We start from the raw sequence: 21,439 nt of genomic DNA, 5'->3' as shown, positions 1-21,439 counted from the left end.
GCGCCGGAGCGCACAGGGGCCTTTCTACAGATTTTCGAGCACGACCTGAACCGGGCAGAGCCGGATCAGGTCAGAAACGGAAAACCTTACTTGGTGCCGGCGGCAGCGGCGACTTCAGCAGCAAAGTCGCTCTCTTCCTTCTCGATGCCTTCACCGAGCTGGAAGCGCTCGAAACCGACCAGCTTCGCGCCAGCTTCCTTGACGACCTTGACCACGCGGCTTTCGCCATCCAGAACCCACACCTGCTCCAGAAGAACGACTTCTTCATAGAACTTGCGGATACGGCCTTCGACCATCTTCTCAATGATGGCTTCCGGCTTGCCGGACTCACGAGCCTGCTCGATCAGAACAGCGCGCTCACGCTCCAGGGACTCCGGATCAACGCTGGCAACGTCCAGGGCAGCCGGACGGGTTGCGGCAACATGCATGCCGATCTGACGACCCAGCGTCAGCAGAGCGTCGGACTCGGACGGAGCTTCCAGAGCGGCCAGAACGCCGATCTTGCCAATGCCCGGACGCAGAGCGCTGTGGACGTAGCTGGCAACAACGCCGGACTCGACCGACAGGACCTTGGCGCGACGGATGGCCATGTTCTCGCCGATCGTGGCGATCAGGTGCGTCAGCTCGTCAGCGACCGTACGACCCGACGGAACCTTGCCAGCCTTGATGGCGTCCAGATCGTCGCCGACTTCCAGAGCAACGTGAGCGACCTGCTCGACGAATGCCTGGAATGCCTCGTTACGGCCCACGAAGTCGGTCTCGGCGTTCACTTCGACCATGGCAGCGCGGTTCTTGGCGGACGCAACACCGACCAGACCTTCAGCCGTCGTACGGCCGGACTTCTTCGCAGCCTGGGACAGACCCTTCGTACGCAGCCAGTCGATGGCGGCTTCCATGTCGCCGGCAGCTTCCGTCAGGGCCTTCTTGCAATCCATCATGCCTGCGCCGGTGGCTTCGCGCAGTTCGCGAACCAGGGCTGCTGTGATTTCTGCCATTTATCTCATCCCTCAAAAAAGATCATGCGGCCGGACGAACTCGCCCGGCCGCATGCCATGTTTCAGTTGCCGTTTTCCATGACCGGACCCCGGCAGTCTGTTCAGCCGGCGGAAGCGGGAGCTTCTGCGCCTTCAGCAGCGGCGGCTTCCAGAACAGCCGTCTCAGCCGGCAGTTCTTCAGCAGCACCGATGTCCTGCCCCGAAGCAGCCAGCTCGGCGGAAATACCGTCGAGAACCGCGCCGGAGACCAGGTCGCAATACAGGGTGATGGCGCGGATGGCGTCATCATTGCCTGGGATCGGATAGGTCACGCCAGCAGGGTTGGAGTTGCTGTCCAGAACGCCGATGACCGGAATACCCAGCTTCGTGGCTTCTTCGATCGCCAGCTTTTCCTTGTTCGTGTCGATCACGAACAGCAGATCAGGCAGGCCGCCCATTTCCTTGATGCCACCGAGGGAGCGCTCGAGCTTCTCGCGGTCACGCGTGATGTCGAGAACTTCCTTCTTCGTCAGACCCGTCGTGTCACCCGACAGCATCTCGTCGATCTGGCGCAGACGCTTGATGGAACCCGTGATGGTCTTCCAGTTGGTCAGCATGCCGCCGAGCCAGCGGTGGTTGACGTAGTACTGGCCGCAACGCTGTGCAGCTTCAGCAACATGGTCAGCTGCGGCACGCTTGGTGCCGACAAACAGGACGCGACCACCATTGGCGACCGTATCACGGACAACCTTCAGGGCGCGATCCAGCATCGGAACCGTCTGCTGCAGGTCGATGATGTGAACCTGGTTACGCACACCGAACAGGTACGGCGCCATGGCCGGGTTCCAGCGACGGGTGTGGTGACCGAAATGAACGCCGGCTTCAAGGAGCTGGCGCATGGTGAAATCAGGCATTGCCATGATTCGAAAATTCCTTGCGTCTGGTTGAACCTCCGCATGGCAACGTCCTGAGATCAGGACACCAGAAAACCCAGAGCCATGCGTGCGGATTGCTCTCATCGGGAGGAAACTCCTTAGAAGAACGGTCGCGATATGGCGGAAAATGCCCACAGACGCAAGACCTGTCAGCAGAGTTTCACACAATACTGGCCTCGTCAGACCTGTAAGGCCTTCTCAACCCCCCGCAATGTCCGCAGCCGCTCCGCAAGACGTGGCGTCACCCGGTAATGCCCCGGAAGGGAGATTTCGACATCCTGCGTTTCCTCAACGGAAGGCAGTAGTTTCACACGCCCGAAGCCACCCTGAACCTCTTCCAGCAGGGAGGCCAGATCCGGCAGGGACGCATCCTCCTTCAGCCAGACGCGGATTTCCGAACGCTCGGCCGCAGCCGCGACCTCCAGATCCATGACATTCTGCGCCGTGATCCGCAGCGCATCGCCATCCACCTTGAGTTCCGCCGTCACCAGAATGGCCTGTCCCGCCACCAGCAGATCCCGGCAGGATGTCAGCGTCTCGGAAAACAGCGTAACCTCACATCCACCACCGCTATCGGACAGATTGACCCAGGCCATTTTCTTGCCGGTCCGTGTCGGCCGTTCCTTGCGATCCACGACACAGCCTGCGATTTTGACGCGCGTAGTCCCTGTTTTTGCAACATTTTCCAGCGCATTGGATGGAGTTACTCCCAGTCGCCTCAGAACGCTGCGATACGCATCCAGAGGATGCGCGCTCATATGGAACCCGATAGCCGAAGCTTCCAGCGAGAGACGTTCAAAGTCGGGCCAGGGCCGACCTTCGTTCAGACGCAGAATCTCACGTTCCTGACCCGCACCTCCGAACAGTCCGGCCTGGCCCATCTGCTGCTCCTGCGCCCGCGCCTGAGCCCGGCGCAACAGAATGTCGGCACTCGAAAAAACAATATGCCGCTCCTTGAGAAGACTGTCGAAAGCCCCTGCTTTTGCAAGACTTTCCAGCTGGATCTTGTTCAGGCTCTTCGGGTCACAGCGCTCCGCAAAATCCGTAAGATCCTGAAACGGTCTGTCCCCACGGGACGCCACGACACTCTGCATCGCGGCCGCGCCCACACGTTTGATGGCCGACAGCGCATAACGGATCCCCTGACGCCCATCTTCCAGTGTTTCGATGGAAAAATCTGCCAGAGATTTATTAATATCAACGGGTAACACGGGAATCTTCATTCGCCGTGCTTCCTGACACAGAGCCGCCAGCTTGTCCGTCTTTTCCCGTGCCAGAGACATGCAGCCCGCGAGGAACGCGACCGGATGGTTCGCCTTCATCCAGGCCGTCTGATAGGACACCAGCGCATAGGCTGCGGCATGCGATTTGTTAAAGCCGTAATCCGCAAAACGAGCCATAAGATCAAAAACTTCGACTGCTTTTTCCTGAGGAATGCCACGCGCGGTCGCCCCCTCAGTGAAGATTGCGCGCTGCTTCTCCATTTCCGCTGCGATCTTCTTACCCATCGCACGCCGCAGCAGATCCGCGCCACCCAGACTGTAGCCCGCCATCTTCTGGGCGATCTGCATGACCTGCTCCTGATAGACCATGATCCCATAGGTCTCTTCAAGAATATCGCGGATTTCCTCGTGCGGTGGCTCCCATGGCTCGCCATGCTTGCGTCGGCAGTAATCCGGAATGTTTGCCATCGGTCCCGGACGATACAGCGACACGCCCGCAATCAGATCCTCCAGCCGACTGGCCGCCATCTGCTTGAGCATGTCCCGCATGCCCGCACCTTCGAACTGGAACACGCCGGCCGTATCGCCCTTGGCCAGCATCTCGAACGTCTTCGCATCATCCAGTGGAATACGTGAGAGATCGACCGTAATTCCCTGTTCTTTAAGGAAATCCAGGCCCCGCTTGAGAATTGTGAGCGTTGTCAGGCCAAGGAAGTCGAACTTCACCAGACCGGCCTGCTCGACATATTTCATGTTGTACTGCGTCACGAGCATGTCGCTCTTCGGATCGCGATACAGCGGCACCAGTTCCACCAGTTCGCGATCACCGATCACCACGCCGGCCGCATGGGTGGAGGCATGACGGTACAGGCCTTCGAGCTGCAACGCGATTTCCATGAGCCTTTTGAGCGACTCATCGCTGTCCCGCATTTCCTGAAGGCGGGGCTCACCCTCAATCGCATCCGACAGCGAAACAGGCTTGGCCGGATTGTTCGGGATCAGCTCGGCGACGCGGTTGACCATCCCATAGGGCAGTCCCAGCACACGGCCGACGTCCCGCACAGCCGCCTTGGCCTGAAGTTTTCCGAACGTGATGATCTGCGCGACACGGCTCCCGCCATATTCCTCGCGCACATATCGGATCACTTCATCGCGGCGATCCTGACAGAAATCGATATCGAAATCCGGCATGGAAACACGTTCGGGATTCAGAAAGCGCTCGAACAGCAGTCCGAATGGAATGGGATCGATATCCGTAATCGTCAGCGCGTATGCCACCAGCGAACCTGCGCCCGATCCACGCCCTGGACCCACCGGAATATCATGCGCCTTGGCCCACTGGATGAAGTCGGCAACGATCAGGAAGTAGCCCGGAAAGCCCATCCGCGCGATGATATCCAGCTCAACCTGAAGGCGCTCCGAGTAAAGCTTACGCTTGTCCTCATCCGCGCTGATCGCTTCAAGGCGCTTTTCCAGACCTTCCCAGGCCATGGCCCGCAGTGTTTCCTCTTCCGTCGAGCCTTCCCGGACCTTGGGACAGATCGGCAGAAGCGGCTTGCGCGTGCAGGCCGCCACCGCACATTTCTGCGCAATAATCAGCGTGTTGTCACAGGCTTCCGGAAGATCATGAAAGACGGCCCGCATTTCCGCAGGCGTCTTGAACCAGGCTTGCGAAGACACATGCCAGCGGTCTTCTTCCGCAATAGTCCGCCCCTGCGCGATACACAGCAGCGCATCATGCGCCTCATGCATTTCCGGCTTCGGAAAGAAGCATTCATTGGTCGCCACAAGCGGAATATCCATCCGATCCGCCATTGGGATCAGGACACTTTCGACTTCCTGCTCCCCCGCCTCGCCAAGCCGGTTCAGTTCGACCGCGATATTTCCCCGGAAGGCTTCTTCCAGACGGCTCAGAAGCGCCTGCGCTTCAGATTTCTGTTCCTCAAGGATCAGCCTGTTGATCGGTCCGCGATTGCCACCCGTCAGCAGAAACAGCCCTGCCGCATGCTGACACAGAAAGTCGATCGCAACCGAGGGATCGGCAGGATCGCCGTTCAGAAAGCCCTCGGATGACAGGATCTGGAGATTTGCCAGTCCTTCCTCGTTCCGTGCGAGAACCACCAATGGCTCGGACATCGCTCCTGGCTTTGTGCTGCGCGGAGGAAGCGAAATCTGGCAGCCGACTATCGGCTGGACACCGTTGCTGCGACAGTAAAGCGAGAACTCAAGCGCACCGAACAGGTTGCCGCTATCTGTCAGGGCGACGGCCGGCATGCCATTCCTGACTGTCAGATTCACGAGTTCCGGGATCCGGATCGCGCCCTGACTCAGGGAGTACGCGGAATGATTTCTGAGATGAACAAAATCGGCATGAGACATGCCCGCAGTCTATCAGGGACGGACAATGGATGCAGAAGATTTTGATACCCCCTGCTCCACATCATGCCTCAGAACGGAACGAGCTTTCCATTCCGCAGCGTCACGGTTCGGTCCATACGCGAGGCCAATTCGTCATTATGCGTCGCAATCAGCGCCGCCGCGCCCTCTTCCCGCACCACGCGCAAAAGTTCGCCAAACACATGATCGGCCGTGCCGATATCCAGATTGCCGGTTGGTTCGTCAGCAAGAAGCAGCTTGGGCCGATTGGCGAGCGCACGTGCAATCGCCGTCCGCTGCTGCTCGCCACCCGACAGACGTCCTGGTAGCGAATCAAGACGGTGCGAAAGCCCGAACCGGCCCAACAGATCCCTCGCCCGCTCCCGGGCCTTGCGCGATGCCACACCGGCAATGAGCTGAGGGAGCATGACATTCTCACACGCTGTGAACTCGCCCAGCAAATGATGGAACTGGTATACAAATCCGATCTGATCGCGTCGGATTGCCGTCCGGACCGTATCGCTTAGCCCACTGCCCGGACGATCTGCCACAAAGACCGTGCCTTCCGAAGGTGCTTCCAGCAGACCCGCCAGATGCAGAAGCGTGGACTTCCCGGTACCGCTTGGCGCTACGAGGGCAACGATCTCGCCGGCCCGAAGTTCGAACTCCGCACCACTGAGGATCTCCAGCGTTTCCTCGCCGGAGCGGAAACGGCGTGTCAGACCTTCAAGGCGCAGGGAACTCGCCCCGACTGATACTTCACTCATGACGCAGCGCCTCGATCGGATCGGTTCTCGCCGCCCGCCAGGACGGATACAGCGTCGCCAGCAGCGACAGGATCAGCGACATCCCAATCACTTCCCAGACCTGCGACCACACCAGCTTCGCCGGCAGGCGCTCCAGAAAATAGACTTCCGGATTGAACAGATTCGTCCCCGTGAGCGACTGAAGCCACTGGCGGATCCGCTCGATGTTCAGGGCAAACGCAATTCCCAGCACTGAGCCCGCCACAGTCCCCACAATCCCTACGGATGCACCGCACATAAGGAAAATCCGCATGATCGCACCGCGGCTTGCACCAAGCGTTCGCAGCACGGCGATATCCCGTGTCTTGTCCTTGACCATCATGATGAGCGAGGAAATCACGTTGAATGCTGCCACGAGAATAATCAGTGTGAGGATAAGGAACATCACGTTCTGTTCGACCGTCACGGCGCCCAGAAAACCATTGGCGCTCTGCGTCCAGTCCAGCACCCGCAGACGCGGATCTTCGAGACGCGTGGCGATGGCCTTGCGCGTCGGCTGGACGTTGGACGGATCATCCGTCGAAACCTGAATGAGCGAAACGGCAGACGTGCCTAGCATCAGAAACTTCTGCGCTGCGGGCAGAGGCATCAGAACGATGCTGGAATTATAGTCGTTCCAGTTGGCGTCGAAAATGACCGCGACATGATAGGTCTTGACCCTTGGCATCGTTCCGAACGGCGTTGCCTGCCCGTCCGGAGAGAGTAGCGTGATCGGAGACCCGATCGTCAGCCCGGCCCGGTCCGCCATTGTCGTGCCGATCGCCACCGCGTTATCACCGGTAAAATCGTTCAGACTTCCAGCAATGATGCCGCTGCTCAGCGCCTTCCAGTCCCGAAACGACTGCTGGGATACACCCTGCATTTCCGCGCCCGAAGAGAAGCGCCCCGCTTCCACCAGCACAGTCCCCTGAGCCATTGGAATGACGGATTTTACGCCGGGAACCTGGCGGATCGCAGCGACGTCGTTTTCGTAAGCTTCGATGGGGCGCCCGTAGCCGTACACGGTCAAATCACCGTGCAGCCCGAGAATACGTCCCATCAGATCGGCCTTGAAGCCGTTCATCACCGACATGACGATGATGAGCGTCGCCACTCCGAGCGCGATCCCGATCAGGGAGAAAATGGCGATGATCGAGGCGAAACGTTCGCCACGGCGGGCACGGAGATACCGTCCCGCCACCATGCGCTCGAAGCGACCGAACATTAGGCGGCTCCGATTTTGGCCAGAGCATCCTCGACTGACAGTTCGAACCGCTCTCCCGTGGCGCGCTGCTTGAGTTCGACCTTGTCTTCCTTGGCCCCTCGTGGCCCAACGATGATCTGCCAGGGATGTCCCATTAGATCCGCGTCGTTGAACTTCACACCGGCACGGTCTGAGCGGTCATCATACAGCAGGTTTTCGGGATCGGTGCCGTAGATACTCTCACAGATCGCATCGCAGGCTTCATCACCCTGACGCAGGTTCAGGATTGCCGCACGATATGGCGCGACCGATGCGGGCCAGATGATGCCAGCCTCATCATGCGACGCCTCGATGATTGCGCCAACCAGACGCGACACGCCAATACCGTAAGACCCCATCTGCGGATGGAACGACGCCCCATCAGAGCCGATCACTTCAATGCCCATCGATTCCGTGTACTTCGTACCGAAATAGAAGATGTGACCGACTTCGATCCCCCGGCCTTCGCGCTTGCGCTCCTCCGGGACCTTGGCCCATTCGGCCTCGTCGTGCTTCTCATCCGTAGCAGCGTAATGATCGGTCACGGTTGAGAAGAATGTGGCGAGACTCTCATGATCGTCACAATCGACCGGACGGCCCAGCCAGTCCTGCTCTTCGAGTGCGGCATCAAAGAAGACGCCGCTTTCACCCGTCGGGGCAAGAACGAGGAATTCGTGGCTCAGATCGCCGCCGATCGGTCCCGTATCGGCAACCATCGGGACGGCCCGAACACCCAGACGCTGGAAGATACGCAGATAGGACAACATCATCCGACGGTAGCTGGCGACGGCATCTTCGTATGTCACATCGAAGGAATAGGCATCCTTCATCAGGAACTCACGCCCACGCATCACGCCGAAGCGGGGACGCACCTCATCACGGAACTTCCACTGGATGTGATAGAGCGCCTTGGGCAGATCCTTATAGGACTTCACGGACGCTCCGAAGATGTCCGTGATCATTTCCTCGTTCGTCGGCCCGTACAGCAGATCACGGCCATGACGATCCTGAATCCGGAGCATTTCCGGACCATAAGCGTCATAACGCCCAGAGCGGCGCCACAGATCAGCGGACTGAAGCGTCGGCATCAGGACTTCCTGCGCGCCGATGGCATCCTGTTCTTCACGGACGATCTGCTCGATATTGCGCAGAACCCGCAGACCTGCCGGTAGCCAAGCATAGATACCCGAAGAGGTTTGGCGCACAAGGCCAGCCCGCAGCATCAGACGGTGAGACGCGATCTGCGCCTCGGCCGGAACTTCCTTCAGCGTCGGCTGAAAGGCTTTCGTCAAACGCATGGATTACTTCTTTCAGACGCGCAGCAGATGGACATCGACAAGCGGACGCTTCTGAAGCTTGCGCCCCAGAGCACGGCGCAGGGCCGTTTTGGCCGCATCACGGAAGGCCACATCGTCCTGACGCAGTTCGTCCGGGATCTGGTCGATGGAGTCAGCAAATTCCTCCTGGATCCGGATGCTTTCCGGATCATCCGATTCCAACAGACCCGGCGCACTGATCTTCGGCTCACCGATGACATAACCTTCGTCATCGACGGCGAAACTCGCCAGCACGATGCCGTTGAACAGCATCTTGCGACGGGCCGCGAGAACACCGCCCGTCATCGGAAGCAGACGGCCACCATCCAGTGCCAGACGGCCCGTCGGCGCCGTATCGACAACCTTCACCTCACCCGGAGAGAGGTTGAGGATGTCTCCATCTTCCAGCAGGATCGGCTCGGAACCCATTTCATGCGCCAGTGCGGCATGGGCCGTCAGATGACGCCACTCGCCATGGGTCGGAATGCTGTATTTCGGACGGACAACCCGATAGAGCGTACGGATATCTTCGCTGGTTGCATGACCGGACGTATGAACCTTGGCATCCTTATCCGTCAGGACCGTCACACCACGACGCGACAGATTGTCCTGCACGGCCATGACAGCCTGTTCATTGCCCGGGATCATCCGCGAGCTATAGATCACCGTATCGCCTTCGCCGAGAGCGATGTTCGGATGCGTGTCGGACGCAATGCGCGACAGGGCCGAGCGCGGCTCCCCCTGACTGCCCGTAATAATCATCAATAGGCTGTCATCGTCCACGTCCCGCGCGTCCTGCTCGGTCAGGAACGGCGGCAGGTCCTGAAAATAGCCGCATTCGCGCGCAGCTGTCTCAAGATTACGAAGCGAACGCCCGACGATCATGACCACACGCCCGGATGCCTGAGCCGCCTTGGCGATGCTCTCGACGCGGGCCACGTTACTGGCGAAGCAGGTGACGGCAATGCGGCCTTCCAGCCCCATGATCAGATCCGTCAAGCCCTTGCGCACATCCGCTTCGGATTCCGACTTGCCCGGCTTAAGCACATTGGTGCTGTCGCCGACCATAGCCAGGACACCCTCGTCGCCCAGCTTGCCGAACGTTTCGAGATCTGTCACCGGACCGACCAGCGGGTTCTCGTCCAGCTTCCAGTCGCCCGTATGCACGATCAGGCCATGCGGCGTTCGCAGTGCCACGGCCTGCGCCTCGGCAACGGAATGCGTGACGGAGACAAACTGAAGATCGAACGGCCCCACCTCGAAACGTGAAGCCGGACGGATGACGTGGATTTTCACCTGATTATTCAGATGCGCTTCCTGCAACTTACGCCGCAAAACGGCGGCCGCGAATGGCGTGGCATAGACGGGGCAGCGCAGATACGGCCACAGATGCGCCACCGCGCCCAGATGATCTTCATGCGCATGCGTGATCACCAGACCGCACAGGTCCCGCGCACGATCGGCGATGAAGGTCGGATCCGGCATGAGCACTTCGGCTTCAGGCGTATCGTTGCCCGAAAACCCGATGCCGCAGTCAATGGCAAGCCAGGTGTCGTGACCGTTCTTCGTCAGGCAGTAGAGGTTGAAATTCATGCCGATCTCGCCCGTCCCGCCCAAAGGCAGGAAAGACAGACCGTCCTGTTTTTCTGTCATGATTGTTCCTTGCAGATATGATGCATAATCAGAGTGATATTCATTGCCCGATGCCCTGTGAGCGCTCGGGGGAATAGGAAAGCGGCGGCCCCGTATTGCGGTCCGCCAGAAGGCGCAGGCCATCCAGCGTCAGATCGGGCGCCAGCACATCAAAAAGCGGCGTTCCCTCAGAGAACAGTGGGGCCAGACCGCCTGTTGCGATCACAGTCGGCTTTGCGTCCATTTCATCGGAAATTCGGTGGATCAACCCCTCGACGAGACCGACATAGCCCCAGAACAGACCCGAACGCATCGCCACGCTCGTATTGCGGCCAATCGCCGCCGTAGGGCGGCCGATGCTCATGCGCGGCAGGCGCGCGGCTGCACGATGTAGCGCATCGATCGACAGGTTCACACCCGGAGCAATCGCGCCACCACAGAACTGTCCTGCACTGTTTACGACATCAAAGGTCGTCGCGGTCCCGAAATCGACCACGATCAGCGGTGCGCCAAAAAGCTCGCGCCCCGCCAGGCCGTTCAGGCGACGGTCCGCGCCAAGTTCATTGGGATTGTCGACAAGAACGTCGATGCCCCAGTCCAGCCTTGCATTGGCGACCAGCGGCACCACATCCAGCCATTCACGGCAGAACCGGCGCAGTTCGTAAAGCGCGACCGGCACGACCGTCCCGATAATGGCCCGCGTGATGGTTTTTGGATTCACACCCACCCGTTCGAAGAGTGTCAGAAGCCAGGCCGCATATTCATCCGCCGTCCGTGCTTCATTCGTCGAAATACGCCATTGCCCCAGCCACGACTCTCCATCGTGTACAGCAAACACGATGTTGGTGTTTCCAGCATCAATGACGAGAAGCACGTTGCGGTCCGGTCCTTCAGTCCAGCAGGATATCGCCGGTTACAACCGGAATGGTTTCACCGTGGGGCAAGGCAAGCAGCAGGCGTCCCTGCGCATCGAGCCCCGAAAACGAACCTGTAATATAGGTTTCACAACGCTGAACCGCAAGCGGTGTGCCAACCGGGTGAGCCCGCGCCAGCCACGCGGCCCGAACCGGCGCGAACCCTTCTCGCTCCCGGATGGTGGTCCAGCGTTCGATCTGTGCCACCAGTACCTTTCCGAAAACTTCGGCAGACGGTGGATCAGTCGCTTCGGCGAGCGCCGCCAGACGACGACCTGGAATCTCGGGCGACTGCCGCAGATTGGCCCCGATTCCCACGACGACCCAGGGACCTCCCTGCGGACCACCCGTCTCGATCAGTACGCCCGCCATCTTTCGCCCGTCCATCAGAAGATCGTTGGGCCATTTGAGCATGAAGCGGGACGGCCCCGTCACAGCCGGACAGAAATGCGTTGCCGCCTCGAAGAGGGCTATGGCGACAACGAACGGAAGAGCCGCGATGAAAGCAGCCGGGTCAGCCGGACGAAACAGCAGCGAAATGGCAAGATTACCACCCGGATCGGTCCATGTCCGTCCGCGCGTGCCGCGTCCTGATGTCTGGGAAAAAGCCTGAACGGCAAGATGTTCGGGTTCACCGGCTTCGGCTCTGGTTTTGCACAGATCGGAAGTGGACCCGAGCGTTTCATGGTATTCGAAACGCCAGCTCATGGCTGCATGATGTTCTTTATGGTGGGCGATGACGGGATTGAACCGCCGACCCTCTCGGTGTAAACGAGACGCTCTACCGCTGAGCTAATCGCCCTCAGACTGTGTATGCGGTCTATATACACGGTTCCGGATGGCGGTAAAGCCACCCGGAACCGTTTTGGGAGCTTTCTCAGCTCACGGCGTCCTTCAGCCCCTTGCCCGGCTTGAAGCGGACAGAGGTGGATGCCGGAATGTCGATCTCTTCGCCCGTACGCGGGTTGCGGCCCTTGGCGGCCTTACGCGTTGCGGTCACGAAGCTGCCGAAGCCGACGAGACGGACTTCCTGCTTCTTGGCAAGCGTCGCTTCGATCGTGCTGAACACCGCATCGACAACTTCGCTGGCCTTGGCCTTCGGAAGATCGGCAGCGTCTGCAACGGCGGCGATCAGTTCCTGCTTGTTGAGGGGCTTCTCCATGATGTGCCTTTCTGGTGTTAGAGCGCCTGAGCCGGGCTCTGGTGAGTCCCTTCTGGCTCAGGCGCCTTGTTCGATCTGCGGCCGCACTATGAAGCGGATTTTGCCCGCGTCAACTGCTAGAATCGCAGAAGCGTGTCCGTGTCAGTGCGGAAGTGCCTGCGGAGCCGTCTTATCCACCGTTATTTCACCCACCGGGTCGACATTTTCATCCCATTCGATGGCTTCCGGCATACGAGTCAGGGCAATCTTGAGCACCTCATCCACATGGCTTACGGGAATGATCTTGAGAGCGTGGCGGACATTGTCCGGCACCTCCGCGAGATCCTTCTCGTTGTCCTTGGGGATCAGGACCGTCTTGATACCGGCCCGCAGAGCCGCCAGCAGCTTCTCCTTGAGCCCCCCGATCTCCAGAACGCGACCACGCAGGGTAATCTCGCCCGTCATGGCCACATCCTTGCGGATGGGAATCTGGGTCATGATGCTGACCAGAGAGGTTGCAAGCGCGATACCGGCGGACGGACCATCCTTGGGCGTCGCCCCTTCGGGAAGATGGATATGGATGTCCCGCTTCTCGAACAGCGGCGGACGAATCCCGAAGTCCTGCGCCCGTGAGCGGACATAGGACAGCGCGGCCGAGATGCTCTCCTGCATGACTTCGCCGAGCTTGCCGGTCTGCTTGACCTGCCCCTTGCCCGGAACCATCACGCTCTCGATCGTCAGGATCTCACCACCGACCGTAGTCCAGGCAAGCCCTGTTACCACGCCGATCATGTCCTCCTTCTCGGTCTCGCCATGACGGTAGCGACGGACACCCGCATATTTCTCTAGGTTTTCGGGCGTGATCTCGACATGCTTGACGCCGGTCGTGATGATTTCCTTGACCGTCTTGCGGGCGAGCTTGGCCAGTTCGCGCTCAAGGTTTCGGACGCCGGCCTCACGGGTATAGGAGCGGATCAGTTCGCGGATCGTCTCATCCGTGACTGTCCATTCATCCGGCTTGAGATTATGCGCCTCAGCCTGCTTGCCCAGAAGATGACGGCGCGCGATCTGCACCTTCTCGTTTTCCGTATAGCCGGACAAGTTGATGATCTCCATGCGGTCCAGCAGCGGCTGGGGCATGTTCAGGCTGTTGGCCGTCGTGACGAACATCACATCCGAAAGATCGTAATCCACTTCCAGATAATGATCGGCAAACGTGGCGTTCTGTTCCGGATCCAGCACTTCCAGCAGCGCGGATGACGGATCGCCGCGCCAGTCGGCACCCAGCTTGTCGATTTCGTCGAGCAGGAACAACGGATTGGACGTCCGTGCCTTTTTCATGCCCTGGATGATCTTGCCTGGCATGGAGCCGATATAGGTCCGGCGATGGCCGCGGATCTCGGATTCATCGCGCACACCCCCCAGCGACATGCGGATGTAGTTCCGCCCCGTCGCCTTGGCGATCGAACGCGCCAGAGAGGTCTTGCCCACACCCGGCGGTCCGACGAGGCACAGGATCGGTCCCTTGAGCTTCTGCGAGCGCGTCTGCACCGCCAGATACTCGAGAATCCGCTCCTTGACCTTCTCCAGACCGTAATGCTCGGCTTCGAGAACGTCCTCGGCGTGCTGGAACTCCCGCGTGATCTTGGAACGCTTCTTCCAGGGAATCCCCAGCAGCCAGTCGAGATAGTTGCGCACAACCGTGCTCTCGGCCGACATCGGGCTCATGCCGCGCAGTTTCTTCAGCTCGGCATGGGCCTTTTCCTTGGCCTCACGGCTCAGACGGGTCTTGTTGATCTTCTCTTCAAGCTCGGAGTTCTCGTCCTTGCCATCTTCGCCTTCACCGAGTTCCTTCTGGATCGCCTTGAGCTGCTCGTTCAGGTAGTACTCGCGCTGGGTCTTCTCCATCTGCCGCTTGACGCGGTTGCGGATGCGCTTTTCGACCTGAAGGACACCGATTTCGGTCTCGATATGCGCGAAAACCTGTTCCAGACGACGCGCAGCCGAGGCCGTCTCCAGAATTTCCTGCTTTTCGGAAATCTTGAGATTCAGGTGGCTTGCAATCGTATCCGCGAGCTTGGAAATGCCCTCGATCTGATTGATCGAAACCATGACCTCCGGCGGGATTTTTTTGTTGAGCTTGATATACTGCTCAAACTGCGAAACCGTCGAACGGCTCAGCGCCTCGATCTCACTGCCCGGTGCGGCATCCACGGCTTCTTCCGGGACTTCCTCGATTTCAGCCTCGAAATGCCCGTCTACATCGAACAGACGCGTGATGTGTACACGCCGCGTCCCCTCGACCAGAACCTTCACGGTCCCGTCCGGCAGTTTCAGAAGCTGAAGAATCGTCGAAACCGTACCATAGCGATAGATGTCATCGACGGACGGATCGTCCAGCGAGACATCCTTCTGCGCCACAAGCAGGATCTGCTTGCTCTCGCGCGTTACGGTCTCCAGCGCCTTTACCGACTTCTCGCGCCCGACAAACAACGGCACGATCATGTGCGGGAACACGACAATGTTGCGAAGCGGCAGAACCGCCATCACGTCATGGCGTACGGGCTGCTGTACCACAGGGGCCTCAGCTTCGGGCTCTGACTTGCGCGCCGCGGCACGTGGCTTGCGCGTTACCTTCTTCGGAGCCGCAGCAGCTTTTTCGGAAACGGCCACATCGTCTGTCTTCTTTGGGCGGCGGCGGGTTTTCGGCTTGGTATCGTCAGTCATTCACTTGATCTCCAGAGGGACGATCTTGCGACACCGGCCTGCCATGCAGCGCCGGTATCGCATTTCTTTCATGCGCAAGCGGCATGAATTCGGACAACCTCAGTCAGTTATGTCGAAAGCCGATGGGGCCAGAACAAGAGCCGGAACCATTTTTACGCAGACTGCTCGGCGGGTTCGGACTTGCCCTTCCCGTAGACATAGACTGGCTGGGCTTTGTTTTCCGCAACATCCCGGTTGATGACGACTTCTTCGACGCCTTCAAGTCCGGGAAGGTCGAACATCGTACCAAGCAGGATGCTTTCCAGAATCGAGCGCAGGCCACGAGCACCGGTCTTGCGCTCTATGGCGCGTTTGGCGATCGCTGCCAGAGCATCTTCCGTAAAGGTCAGCTTGACGCCTTCCATCTCGAAAAGGCGGCCATACTGCTTGATCAGCGCATTTTTGGGCTTGCTCAGGATCTGGATCAGTGCGGATTCATCCAGATCGTTCAGCGCAGCGATAACCGGCAGACGACCGATAAATTCGGGGATGAGACCGAACTTCAGCAGGTCTTCCGGCTCCACGCTCTGCAGGATCGCGCCAAGACGACGCTCGTCATCAGACCGCACATCCGCACCAAAGCCAATGCCCGATCCCTTGCCGCGCGCCGAAATGATCTTGTCCAGACCGGCAAAGGCGCCACCGCAGATGAAAAGCATGTTGGTCGTGTCGACCTGCAGGAACTCCTGCTGCGGATGTTTGCGGCCACCCTGCGGCGGCACGGAGGCCACGGTGCCTTCCATGAGCTTCAGCAGGGCCTGCTGCACGCCCTCGCCCGAGACATCACGCGTGATGGACGGGTTGTCGGACTTGCGGGAAATCTTGTCGATCTCGTCGATATAGACGATGCCGCGCTGCGCCCGATCGACATTGTAGTCGGCGGACTGAAGCAGCTTGAGGATGATGTTCTCCACGTCCTCGCCGACATAGCCGGCTTCGGTCAGGGTCGTGGCATCGGCCATCGTGAAGGGAACGTCCAGGATACGTGCCAGCGTCTGGGCGAGAAGGGTCTTGCCCGAACCCGTCGGACCGATCAGCAGAATGTTGGACTTCGCAATCTCGATGTCGCTGCTCTTCGCGGCATGGGCGAGGCGCTTGTAGTGGTTGTGAACCGCCACGGAGAGCGCACGCTTGGCCTCGAACTGACCGATCACGTAATCGTCAAGAACCTTGCAGATTTCCTTGGGGGTCGGAACACCGTCACGGGACTTCACGAGATGGGTCTTGTGCTCTTCACGGATGATATCCATGCAGAGCTCGACGCATTCATCGCATATGAAAACCGTGGGACCAGCAATCAGTTTGCGGACTTCGTGCTGGGATTTCCCACAGAACGAGCAATACAGGGTGTTCTTGGAATCGCCGGATTTGTTGCTCATTGCTGTTCCCTTTCCCTTACGCACGACCTGACCACATTCACGCAGCAGACATGCGAAAGAACTTTAACTTTAGGCCGAGGTCAGAGCCTTCGGCAACCCCGGAGCCCGAATGCCCAAGACACGAAAAGCGGCATATCGGAATGCCGCTTTTCTATTCCGGGAGGAGCATGGAACTCCTCCGGTCGGGAAACGTGTCAGCTCGGGTCGGGCGTGGTCTCATGCGGATTACGTTCAACGACCTTGTCGATCAGGCCGAATTCGCGGGCCTCATTGGCCGAGAGGTAGCTGTCACGTTCGAGCTTCTGCTCGATCTGCTCCAGCGTCTGACCGGTATGTTCGCGATAGATCTCGTTCAGCCGCTGACGGATGATGAGGATTTCGCGGGCCTGGATCTCGATGTCCGAAGCCTGACCCTGCGCACCGCCGGAAGGCTGGTGAACCATCACGCGGGCATTCGGAAGGGCATAACGATGCCCCTTCTCGCCACCTGCCAGAAGCAGGGAGCCCATGGATGCGGCCTGACCGATGCAGACCGTGCTCACGGGGCAGCGAATGTACTGCATGGTGTCATAGATCGCGAGACCGGCGGAAACGACACCACCCGGGCTGTTGATGTAGAACGAGATTTCCTTGGTGGGATTCACGCTCTCCAGATAGAGGAGCTGCGCGCAGATCAGGGACGAAACCTGATCGTAGACGGGTCCGGTCAGGAAGATAATGCGCTCCTGAAGGAGACGCGAAAAGATGTCGAAAGAGCGCTCTCCGCGGGCAGTCTGCTCGACCACCATCGGCACCAGAGAGTTGCTGAACACTTCGAGGGGATCACGATCCCGAATGGTCATGCTGTCTGTTCCTCAATGCCCGATGGGCTTTCTTCTGCACCCTAACATGGACCCGACATGTCGTTCCGTCAAAGGGAGCAGGCAGGAAAAAACGGGCACCCCGAAGAGTGCCCGCTGGTTCCCGCGCCGAAAGATCAGAGTTCGGCGGGCGGGATTTCGGCCAGTTCTTCCGGCGTCACGTCCTTGTCGGTGACGTCGGCCAGCTCGATCAGGTAATCGACGACCTTGTTTTCCAGGATCGGGCCACGGAGCCCTTCAACGGCCTGCGGGTTCTTGGAGAAGAACTCGAAAACCATCTGTTCCTGCCCCGGATAACGACGGGCTTCCTGCTGCATCGCACCAAGGAGTTCCTCGCGGGAAACCTGGATGTCCTGCTTGCGGCCGATTTCAGCCAGCAGCAGACCCAGCTTCACGCGACGCTCTGCGATGCGACGGTAGTCAGCCTTGAGGGTCTCTTCGTCCTTGCCGGCATCTTCCTCATCCAGACGGCCGGCCTTGCGGTCTTCCTCGACGCGGGCCCAGATCTGGTTGAACTCGGCGTCAACCATGCTGGACGGAGCTTCGAAGTCCGTCTTCTCGGACAGGGCATCCAGAAGGTCGCGCTTGATGCGCAGACGCGAGAGCTGCTGGTATTCGCCCTCAGCCTGCTCGGTGATGATCTTGCGGATCTGCTCGAGGTTCTCGAAACCGATCGTCTTGGCAAGTTCGTCATCGATCGCCGGATCAACGGCCTTCTTAAGGGACTTCGCCTTGATGTCGAAGGTCACGGCCTTGCCGGCCAGCTCTTCAGCCTGATAGTCTGCGGGGAACGTCACGTTGATGACACGCTCTTCGCCAGCCTTCATGCCTTCCATCTGCTCGGCAAAGCCGGGGATGAAGCCTTCGCCACCGATTTCGACATTCACGTCGTCAGCCGTGCCGCCATCGAACGGCGTGCCGTCCAGCTTGCCCACGAAGTCAACACAGACGACATCACCCTGAGCGGCCGGACGGTCTTCTTCGATCGTCTCGAACTTGCGGCTGCGACGGGCGACGTCGTTCAGGGCCTTCTCGACGGTCTCTTCGCTGACCTTGGCGCCAAGGCGCGTCAGCTTCAGGCCGGACAGGTCGGGAACTTCGATTTCCGGGAGAACTTCGGTCTCAACCTTGAATTCGAGATCCTTGCCGTCTTCGATGGCGGAAACCACCTCGACCTTCGGCTGCATGGCCGGACGGATCTTCTGCTCTTCGAACAGCTTGGCGGTCGCGTCGTTGACGGCTTCCTCAAGCAGTTCGGCGTTCACGGACTCGCCATAGCGCTGCTTGACGAGAGAGGCCGGCACCTTGCCCGGACGGAACCCCGGAAGCTTGATCGTCCTGGCGACTTCGGCGAGTCGTGTATCGCGGCGGGCCTGCAGGTCGGCAGACGGGACAACGACGGTGAAGGCGCGCTTAAGTCCTTCGTTGAGCGTGGGCGTAACCTGCATGAGCCAGGCGATCCTCTCGGTCGGTAGGTTGGTCAAATCTCTTTCTCGGGAAGCCGGGCTTGGTGCGGGCGGAGGGACTTGAACCCCCACGACTTGCGCCACCAGAACCTAAATCTGGCGTGTCTACCAATTTCACCACGCCCGCGGCGCTCGGCTTCCAGGCTCGTGTCACCGAACCTCGGAAGCGCGGCCTTTAGCGCATGAAACGCGACTTCACAACAGGGAGCCGGTCGCCTTTTTGTCTCCTGCCTCCCGCGCCAGACGCGTGGCGGCCGCCCGTGCCGGCCCCAGAGGCAGATCCAGATCCTCAGCCAGAGGCCAGCCGCCATGAGCTTCTCCGGCCTTGATTCCAGCTTCCCCGTGCAGCCAGACGCCCGCGCAGCAGCCTTCCCAGACGTCCATCCCCGCCGCCAGCAGGGCTGCGATCACACCCGTGAGGGTATCCCCCGAACCCGCCGTCGCCAGGGCGGACGACGCATGCGTATTGATGGCAAGACGACCATCCGGAGCGGCGATGATCGTGTCAGGCCCCTTCATGACCACAACAGCGTTGATGCGCTTTGCAGCCGCCAGCGCGGCATCCAGACGGCTGCCTTCAACGGGCCCGAAGAGTTTGCGGAACTCTCCGATATGGGGCGTGACGGCTGCGACCCCTTTCAGCCGCCCCAGATCCCGCGATCCCCACGCCAGCGCACCGGCATCCGCCAGTACGATCCGGTCAGCCTTGAGAAGCTGCGGAAGGGTCGCAGCAACTTCATCCTCAGTCAGACCGGGACCACATATCCAGACCTTGCGGCGCACATCGTCCAGAAGTTCGGAAAGCGGAGCGTCGTCCACGATCAGACCGGGATCGCCGAGTCGGTAGGCCGGAGCTCCCTCGCCCGCCGAGATCCGCACAAGACCGGCTCCGCTGCGGCGCGCCCCGCGAGCCGAGAGCCGGGTCGCGCCAGGCATTTCAGCCCCACCACACAGACTGACGACACCACGGCGGTATTTATAGTCCCCCTCACCCGAGACCGGCAGGCTCCACAGTCCGGGTTCGTTATGCTTCACCAGCGGCACGATGCCCTCCCATGCCGCATCGGGCATGCCGATATCTGCGCAGATCACCTCGCCGCACAGACCGGCGCCGGGTTGCAGGACATGCCCGGGACGCGGACGGACAAAGGTGACCGTAAGCGCACAGGCCCGGGCCTTGCCAAGGATTTCACCCGACGCTCCGGCCACACCGCTCGGCATGTCGATGGCAACGATCTCCCGGGCGGCCGCAAGAACAGCCGCCACGTCATCCGCAACAGGACGCTTCAGTCCCGAACCGAAAACCGCATCCACGACCAGATCGGCCTTCGCCAGTTCCTCAGCCGTGAACGGCACCATGGGACCGGTCCAGCAGGCAGCCATTTCAGCGGCGGGCGTTCCGGGTTTTGGTGCCGCGAGCGCGGCAACGCGGACAGACCATCCCCAGCGCGCGAGATTGCGGGCCACGACATAACCGTCCCCACCGTTGTTTCCCGGCCCACAGGCAACCGTGACACGACGCGGCGAAAAACGGTTACGGATGACCCGCGCCACGGCCCATCCGGCATTTTCCATCAGGCGCGTGGATGGGAGGAGGGCTGCGGCCGCACGATCCATGCGGTCGCTCTCCTCGGGAAGCAGCAGCGTGAAAGGATCGCGGAACGTAGAACAGGATATTTCAGGGCTGGACATCTCGGGCGTTCTCCTGCTGGGCTCATGACGGCAAGCATGACCGGCTGTTGCGTTGCCTCTTTCGGACTTCCTCAATTCCGCCTTCCCCGATCTCTCTTCCCTCTGGCGCGGATGGGGGCGAGTCAGGTATTCAGGGAATTGCTTTGGGAATGTTCTTCCCCCTTTTTTCCATTTTCAACCATGACGAGGATCAATGACAGGGTCGATCATCTGGAGCCTCGTGCTCGCAATCCATCTGCTGTGCATGACCTACTGGGTCGGCGGCTCGATCTATTCGACGCTCGTTGTCCGCTCCACGGTCGGGCTACTGGATCCGGGACCACGCAACTCCGTTCTGTTGCAGGGATACACGCGCTTTTTCCGGGGTCTGTACCAGGTGGTGCCGTTCTCGCTGCTGAGCGGCTGGGGGCTGGTTTTCCATGAAGGCGGATTTGCCGCCGTACCCTGGCCCGTCAATGCGATGCAGCTTCTGGGCCTCGCCATGGCGGTCATTTTCATCCTGACCGTCCAGGGCCCTTTCCGCCGGGCCCGTCGCGCCATGCGCCCCCAACCCGACCTGTTCGATACCCTGCGCAGCCGCACGGCCATGATGGCAGGGCTTGGCGTGCTGACCATTCTTGTCGCCTCAATGGCACGCGGCATCTGAAATCGTATGCGATACGTCTGTTTTATGGCCGTATCGCTTGCCATTTCCATCATTTGCCGATAACGCACCAGTTATAGCTGCGGGCAATTGC

Annotated in this window: 16 protein-coding genes and 2 tRNA genes; 1 reads left to right on the top strand and 17 read right to left on the bottom strand. The window is 59.9% G+C overall.

The genetic code is table 11. The annotated features are described in order from the left end of the window. Positions 1-86: 86 nt before the first annotated feature. The 17 genes from tsf to GFJ39_RS00655 all read right to left on the bottom strand — a co-directional run bounded on the left by tsf (position 87) and on the right by GFJ39_RS00655 (position 20,702). Complete coding sequence (gene tsf / locus GFJ39_RS00735) at positions 87-995, bottom strand: translation elongation factor Ts (RefSeq protein ID WP_153429115.1); 909 nt, start codon at positions 993-995, stop codon at positions 87-89. A gap of 101 nt (positions 996-1,096) precedes the next feature. After that, positions 1,097-1,894 carry a 30S ribosomal protein S2 gene (gene rpsB, locus GFJ39_RS00730; protein WP_041110487.1) on the bottom strand — a complete coding sequence of 266 codons (798 nt, stop codon included), beginning with the start codon at positions 1,892-1,894 and terminating at the stop codon, positions 1,097-1,099. Between the two features lie 194 nt (positions 1,895-2,088). Then, positions 2,089-5,511, bottom strand: coding sequence for a DNA polymerase III subunit alpha (gene dnaE, locus GFJ39_RS00725; RefSeq protein ID WP_153429114.1), 3,423 nt, complete (start codon positions 5,509-5,511; stop codon positions 2,089-2,091). A gap of 68 nt (positions 5,512-5,579) precedes the next feature. Continuing rightward, positions 5,580-6,275, bottom strand: a complete 696-nt coding sequence (locus GFJ39_RS00720; RefSeq protein WP_153429113.1) for an ABC transporter ATP-binding protein — start codon at positions 6,273-6,275, stop codon at positions 5,580-5,582. Further along, on the bottom strand, positions 6,268-7,518 hold the full coding sequence (locus GFJ39_RS00715; RefSeq protein ID WP_153429112.1) for a lipoprotein-releasing ABC transporter permease subunit: 1,251 nt from the start codon (positions 7,516-7,518) through the stop codon (positions 6,268-6,270). The genes GFJ39_RS00720 and GFJ39_RS00715 overlap by 8 nt, the downstream gene beginning before the upstream one ends. After that, positions 7,518-8,834, bottom strand: coding sequence for a proline--tRNA ligase (gene proS, locus GFJ39_RS00710; protein WP_153429111.1), 1,317 nt, complete (start codon positions 8,832-8,834; stop codon positions 7,518-7,520). Before proS ends, GFJ39_RS00715 begins: the two co-directional genes overlap by 1 nt. 12 nt (positions 8,835-8,846) lie before the next feature. Beyond that, entirely contained in the window at positions 8,847-10,505 is a 1,659-nt protein-coding gene (locus GFJ39_RS00705; RefSeq protein WP_153429110.1) for a ribonuclease J, read from the bottom strand. Positions 10,506-10,545: 40 nt separating this feature from the next. After that, entirely contained in the window at positions 10,546-11,358 is an 813-nt protein-coding gene (locus GFJ39_RS00700; protein WP_325062759.1) for a type III pantothenate kinase, read from the bottom strand. A 16-nt stretch (positions 11,359-11,374) separates the two neighbouring features. Beyond that, complete coding sequence (locus GFJ39_RS00695; protein ID WP_153429109.1) at positions 11,375-12,106, bottom strand: biotin--[acetyl-CoA-carboxylase] ligase; 732 nt, start codon at positions 12,104-12,106, stop codon at positions 11,375-11,377. A gap of 19 nt (positions 12,107-12,125) precedes the next feature. Next, positions 12,126-12,200: transfer RNA gene (locus tag GFJ39_RS00690), tRNA-Val, on the bottom strand. A gap of 75 nt (positions 12,201-12,275) precedes the next feature. After that, complete coding sequence (locus GFJ39_RS00685; protein ID WP_011251684.1) at positions 12,276-12,560, bottom strand: HU family DNA-binding protein; 285 nt, start codon at positions 12,558-12,560, stop codon at positions 12,276-12,278. A gap of 141 nt (positions 12,561-12,701) precedes the next feature. Beyond that, positions 12,702-15,266, bottom strand: a complete 2,565-nt coding sequence (lon, locus tag GFJ39_RS00680; RefSeq protein WP_153429108.1) for an endopeptidase La — start codon at positions 15,264-15,266, stop codon at positions 12,702-12,704. Positions 15,267-15,418: 152 nt separating this feature from the next. Further along, positions 15,419-16,684: an ATP-dependent Clp protease ATP-binding subunit ClpX gene (gene clpX, locus GFJ39_RS00675; RefSeq protein ID WP_024717294.1), complete on the bottom strand. Its 1,266-nt coding sequence runs from the start codon at positions 16,682-16,684 to the stop codon at positions 15,419-15,421. A gap of 194 nt (positions 16,685-16,878) precedes the next feature. After that, positions 16,879-17,526: an ATP-dependent Clp protease proteolytic subunit gene (locus GFJ39_RS00670; protein WP_011251687.1), complete on the bottom strand. Its 648-nt coding sequence runs from the start codon at positions 17,524-17,526 to the stop codon at positions 16,879-16,881. Between the two features lie 134 nt (positions 17,527-17,660). After that, complete coding sequence (gene tig / locus GFJ39_RS00665; RefSeq protein ID WP_153429107.1) at positions 17,661-18,992, bottom strand: trigger factor; 1,332 nt, start codon at positions 18,990-18,992, stop codon at positions 17,661-17,663. A 60-nt stretch (positions 18,993-19,052) separates the two neighbouring features. Further along, positions 19,053-19,137, bottom strand: a tRNA-Leu gene (locus tag GFJ39_RS00660). A 68-nt stretch (positions 19,138-19,205) separates the two neighbouring features. Beyond that, positions 19,206-20,702: an NAD(P)H-hydrate dehydratase gene (locus GFJ39_RS00655; RefSeq protein WP_228391724.1), complete on the bottom strand. Its 1,497-nt coding sequence runs from the start codon at positions 20,700-20,702 to the stop codon at positions 19,206-19,208. Between the two features lie 193 nt (positions 20,703-20,895). On the opposite strand from GFJ39_RS00655, the gene GFJ39_RS00650 reads away from it, so the two are divergent. Further along, a complete protein-coding gene (locus tag GFJ39_RS00650; protein WP_153429106.1) occupies positions 20,896-21,348 on the top strand; it encodes a hypothetical protein in 453 nt (150 codons plus the stop codon). Positions 21,349-21,439: the final 91 nt, after the last annotated feature.

It is taken from the genome of Gluconobacter aidae (genome assembly GCF_009547075.1).
Classification (GTDB): Bacteria; Pseudomonadota; Alphaproteobacteria; order Acetobacterales; family Acetobacteraceae; genus Gluconobacter; species Gluconobacter aidae.
The sequence above is the reverse complement of the archived record's forward strand: the minus strand, read 5'-3'. Positions and strand labels throughout refer to the sequence as shown.

Coding starts and splice junctions, on each gene's coding strand:
- GFJ39_RS00685 (WP_011251684.1), bottom strand. CDS start 12,560: ATGGAGAAGCCCCTCAACAAGCAGGAACTGATCGCCGCCGTTGCAGAC.
- GFJ39_RS00715 (WP_153429112.1), bottom strand. CDS start 7,518: ATGTTCGGTCGCTTCGAGCGCATGGTGGCGGGACGGTATCTCCGTGCC.
- proS (WP_153429111.1), bottom strand. CDS start 8,834: ATGCGTTTGACGAAAGCCTTTCAGCCGACGCTGAAGGAAGTTCCGGCC.
- GFJ39_RS00720 (WP_153429113.1), bottom strand. CDS start 6,275: ATGAGTGAAGTATCAGTCGGGGCGAGTTCCCTGCGCCTTGAAGGTCTG.
- GFJ39_RS00705 (WP_153429110.1), bottom strand. CDS start 10,505: ATGACAGAAAAACAGGACGGTCTGTCTTTCCTGCCTTTGGGCGGGACG.
- dnaE (WP_153429114.1), bottom strand. CDS start 5,511: ATGTCTCATGCCGATTTTGTTCATCTCAGAAATCATTCCGCGTACTCC.
- clpX (WP_024717294.1), bottom strand. CDS start 16,684: ATGAGCAACAAATCCGGCGATTCCAAGAACACCCTGTATTGCTCGTTC.
- lon (WP_153429108.1), bottom strand. CDS start 15,266: ATGACTGACGATACCAAGCCGAAAACCCGCCGCCGCCCAAAGAAGACA.
- rpsB (WP_041110487.1), bottom strand. CDS start 1,894: ATGGCAATGCCTGATTTCACCATGCGCCAGCTCCTTGAAGCCGGCGTT.
- GFJ39_RS00655 (WP_228391724.1), bottom strand. CDS start 20,702: ATGTCCAGCCCTGAAATATCCTGTTCTACGTTCCGCGATCCTTTCACG.
- GFJ39_RS00695 (WP_153429109.1), bottom strand. CDS start 12,106: ATGAGCTGGCGTTTCGAATACCATGAAACGCTCGGGTCCACTTCCGAT.
- tsf (WP_153429115.1), bottom strand. CDS start 995: ATGGCAGAAATCACAGCAGCCCTGGTTCGCGAACTGCGCGAAGCCACC.
- GFJ39_RS00650 (WP_153429106.1), top strand. CDS start 20,896: ATGACAGGGTCGATCATCTGGAGCCTCGTGCTCGCAATCCATCTGCTG.
- GFJ39_RS00670 (WP_011251687.1), bottom strand. CDS start 17,526: ATGACCATTCGGGATCGTGATCCCCTCGAAGTGTTCAGCAACTCTCTG.
- tig (WP_153429107.1), bottom strand. CDS start 18,992: ATGCAGGTTACGCCCACGCTCAACGAAGGACTTAAGCGCGCCTTCACC.